Consider the following 3,793-nt stretch of genomic DNA (forward strand, 5'->3'; position numbering starts at 1 on the left):
CTTGATGGTGCAGAAGTGAATATTCGGCGTGTCGTACCAGGTCGCCGGCAGATTTTCGGTGCGCGGCATGTGACCGCCGACCAATAATTGCAGCCGCATCCGCCAGAACCCGAAATTCGGGAACGACACGATGGCGCGGCGCCCGATCCGCAGCAGATTCTCCAGCACCACGCGCGGTTGCCGCGTCGCCTGCAGGGTCTGCGACAGGATCACATAATCGAAGGCATCGTCGGGATAGTTGACCAGGTCAGTGTCGGCGTCGCCCTGCACCACCGCCAGACCCTTGGCAACGCAGCGATTGACGCCCTCGCGCGACAATTCGATGCCGCGGCCATCGATGCCCCGGGTTTCCAGGAGCTGCAGCAAATCGCCGTCGCCGCAGCCGACGTCGAGCACCTTTGAACCGCGCTCGACCATCTGCGCCACCAGCAGATGATCGCCGCGATAATGCCTGAAGTCCTGGGGCGGAGTGCCGGCCAGCGGCAGGACCTGTTGCTGCAGGGTCATGTCAGCTGCCTGTCCGGGTCAGGCCGCGGGCCTTGCCCGCGGATTCCAGGAACGCACGCGAGATATCGAAGAATTCCGGCACATCCAGCAGGAACGCGTCGTGGCCGCGGTCGGTCTCGATTTCCGCGAACGAGACCCGCGCGCCGCTGGCGTTGAGCGCATGGACGATGGCGCGCGACTCCGATGTCGGGAACAGCCAGTCGCTGGTGAACGATACCACGCAGAGCCGGGTCGCAATGCCGCGGAACGCCTGCGCCAGCACGCCGTCATGATCGGCGGCGATGTCGAAATAATCCATCGCCCGGGTCAGATAGAGATAGCTGTTGGCATCGAACCGCTCGACAAAGGACGAGCCCTGATAGCGCAGATAGCTTTCGACCTGGAAATCCGCGTCGAACGAAAACGTCGGGAGGTCGCGGTCCTGCATGCGGCGGCCGAACTTGCGGTGCAGGGCGGCGTCCGAGAGATAGGTGATATGCGCCGCCATCCGGGCCACGCCGAGACCGCGATGCGGATAGCTGCCTTCCTCGAAATAGCGGCCGTGACGCCAGTCCGGATCGGCCATCACCGCCTGCCGGCCGAGTTCGTGGAAGGCGATGTTCTGCGCCGAATGCCGGGTGCTGCAGGCCACCGCCAACACCGAGAACACGCGCTTGGGATAGGCCGCGGTCCATTGCAGCGCCTGCATGCCGCCCATCGAGCCGCCGACCACGCAGAACAGCGTATCAATCCCCAGCCGGTCGATCAGCATGGTCTGGGCGCGCACCATGTCGGGAATCGTGATGACCGGAAAATCCAGTCCCCACACTTTGCCGGTGGCGGGATTGGTCGATGCCGGGCCGGTCGAGCCCATGCAGCCGCCGATGACGTTGGAGCAGATGATGAAATATTTGTCGGTATCGAGCGGACGGCCGGGACCGACCATGGTTTCCCACCAGCCCGGTTTGCCGGTCACCGGATGGATACTGGCGACATGCTGGTCGCCGGTCAGGGCATGGAAGATCAGAATGGCGTTGGAACGCTCCGCATTGAGCTGGCCATAGGTCTTGTAGGCGATCTGGAACGGCGCCAGATCGATGCCGCAATCAAGCTTCAGCGGCTGGTCGGCGCCGAACAGCGCCACCAGCGAACTCGGATGGTCCGCTTCGTGGGCGCGTTCCTCGGCATGGATCGCCGGACTTGGTATCGACTGCACACTTACCATCGTGAACCCGACCTCTTCGGGAGGCTTCGAAGAACCACCGGAAATCAGGCCATAAAAAACCCGGCCTGAACATAGGTTCGGCCGGGATCACAATTGTCCCCGGCCTGTTTAGCGAGTTGTTTAACGTGGCTGCAAGCCGGCCGGCTCAAATGACCACGGAATAGCTTACATATTAGTCGCGCAGGCGCCTTTCGTCAAGGCAAGCCATGGTTAACATGGCTACGGTCTTGGGGACCGGCCCAATTCCCGGCGCTTCCAGACCCCATGGTGGCGGTGCGCCCTTGCGCGGTCTCGAACCATGAGGGAGAACGGGCCACGATCCGTCGGGACGCCGCGAAGACGCCGCTCCTGATGGATGAGGAAGAACGCTTTCGTTGGACGCCCCCATGTCTCAATCACCCCCGGCTCCGCCCTCGCTCGAGGTGCTGCGCCAAGAGATCGACAGCATCGACGCGCAGATGCACAGCCTGTTGATGCAGCGCGGCGATATTATCGATCGCCTGATCCAGGTGAAGCAGACCCAGGAGGTCGGCTCGGCGTTCCGCCCGGCGCGCGAAGCCGACATGATGCGCCGGCTGGTGCAGCGCCACCGCGGCATCCTGCCGCTCGACACCGTCGAGAGCATCTGGCGCGTGATCATTTCGACATTCACCTATGTGCAGGCGCCGTTTTCGGTCCATGCCGACATCTCGCTGGGCGAGTCCGCGATGCGGGATTCGGCCCGGTTCCATTTCGGCTTCACCGTTCCCTACATCTCGCATTTCAGCGCCACCGCCGCGGTCGACGCGGTGGCCTGGTCGAAGGGCGATCTGGCGCTGGTCTCCGCCACCTCCAGCCGCACCCCGTGGTGGATCGCGCTGGAAGCCAGCGGTGCGCCGAAGATCATCGCACGGCTGCCGTTCGTCGAACGCGCCGACCATCCGGCGGCACTGCCGGTATTCGTGGTGTCGCGCGTCGCCGACAGCGCCATGGTGACCGAAGTCGAAATGTGGAGCGTGCGCGTCTCCGGCTGGGATGCCGAGACCGCCCGCGCACTGTCGCCGCTGGCGGAAATCGTGGCGGTACCCGATACCGCCTTCGACGGGGCCGCCCTGCTGGTATCGGTCGCCGGCCCCGGCACCCTTGAAAGGATCACCTCGGCATTGCTCGAGGCCGGTGCCTCGGTGCGGTCGTCGGCCCTCGTCGGCAGCCATGCAACGCGCTATACGGTGCCCCCGAACGGGGCTGTAAAGTCCTAGCAGCCCCCCGATATTCCGGAGCCGAAGATGTCCCGACCCGTGCCGAATCCCGGCATTCTCGATATTGCGCCCTACACGCCGGGCAAGAGCCCGGTGCCGGAGCCGGGCCGCAAGGTATTCAAGCTGTCCGCCAACGAGACCCCGTTCGGGCCTTCGCCGAAGGCGATGGCGATCTACCGGGAGGCCGCGGCACATCTGGAGGATTATCCGGAAGGCACCTCGCGCGTGCTGCGCGAGGCCATCGGCCGCGCCTTCGGGCTCGATCCCGACCGCATCATCTGCGGCGCCGGCTCCGACGAAATCCTCAATTTGCTGGCGCACGCCTATCTCAGCCATGGCGACGAAGCGATCTCCACCACCCACGGCTTTCTGGTGTACCCGATCGCGACCAAGGCCAACGGCGCTGTCAACGTGGTCGCGCCCGAGACCAATTTCACCAGCGACGTCGACGCGATCCTGAAACTGGTCTCGCCGCGCACCAAGCTGGTGTGGCTCGCCAACCCGAACAACCCGACCGGGACCTATCTGCCGTTCGACGAGGTCAAGCGGCTGCGCGCCGGTTTGCCGGCGCATGTGCTGTTGGTGCTCGATGCCGCCTATTCCGACTACGTGTCGCGCAACGACTACGAGATCGGCATCGAAATGGTCGCGACCACCGAAAACACCGTGATGACCCATACGTTTTCCAAGATTCACGGCCTCGCGGCGCTGCGCGTCGGCTGGATGTTCGGGCCGGCCCATATCGTCGATGCGGTCAACCGTATTCGCGGACCGTTCAACGTCTCGACACCGGCGATGCTGGCGGCGGTGGCGGCGATCGAGGATACCGAACACCAGCGAATGT

At 64.3% G+C, this 3,793-nt stretch carries 4 protein-coding genes and 1 riboswitch; of the genes, 2 read left to right on the top strand and 2 right to left on the bottom strand.

The window, feature by feature from the left end:
• The coding region (gene metW, locus ABR948_RS28890; protein ID WP_428124624.1) for a methionine biosynthesis protein MetW at window positions 1-507 on the bottom strand (507 nt) is incomplete at its 3' end.
• Between the two features lies 1 nt (window position 508).
• Complete coding sequence (metX, locus tag ABR948_RS28895; protein WP_428124626.1) at window positions 509-1,711, bottom strand: homoserine O-acetyltransferase MetX; 1,203 nt, start codon at window positions 1,709-1,711, stop codon at window positions 509-511.
• Window positions 1,712-1,798: 87 nt separating this feature from the next.
• Window positions 1,799-1,878, bottom strand: a riboswitch (SAM riboswitch).
• Between the two features lie 219 nt (window positions 1,879-2,097).
• On the opposite strand from metX, the gene ABR948_RS28900 reads away from it, so the two are divergent.
• Window positions 2,098-2,949: a chorismate mutase gene (locus tag ABR948_RS28900; RefSeq protein WP_428124628.1), complete on the top strand. Its 852-nt coding sequence runs from the start codon at window positions 2,098-2,100 to the stop codon at window positions 2,947-2,949.
• Window positions 2,950-2,976: 27 nt separating this feature from the next.
• Window positions 2,977-3,793: pyridoxal phosphate-dependent aminotransferase (locus ABR948_RS28905; RefSeq protein WP_428124630.1), on the top strand; the 817-nt coding region annotated here is incomplete at its 3' end.

The organism is Bradyrhizobium sp., from assembly GCF_050014615.1.
Taxonomy (GTDB): Bacteria; Pseudomonadota; Alphaproteobacteria; order Rhizobiales; family Xanthobacteraceae; genus Bradyrhizobium.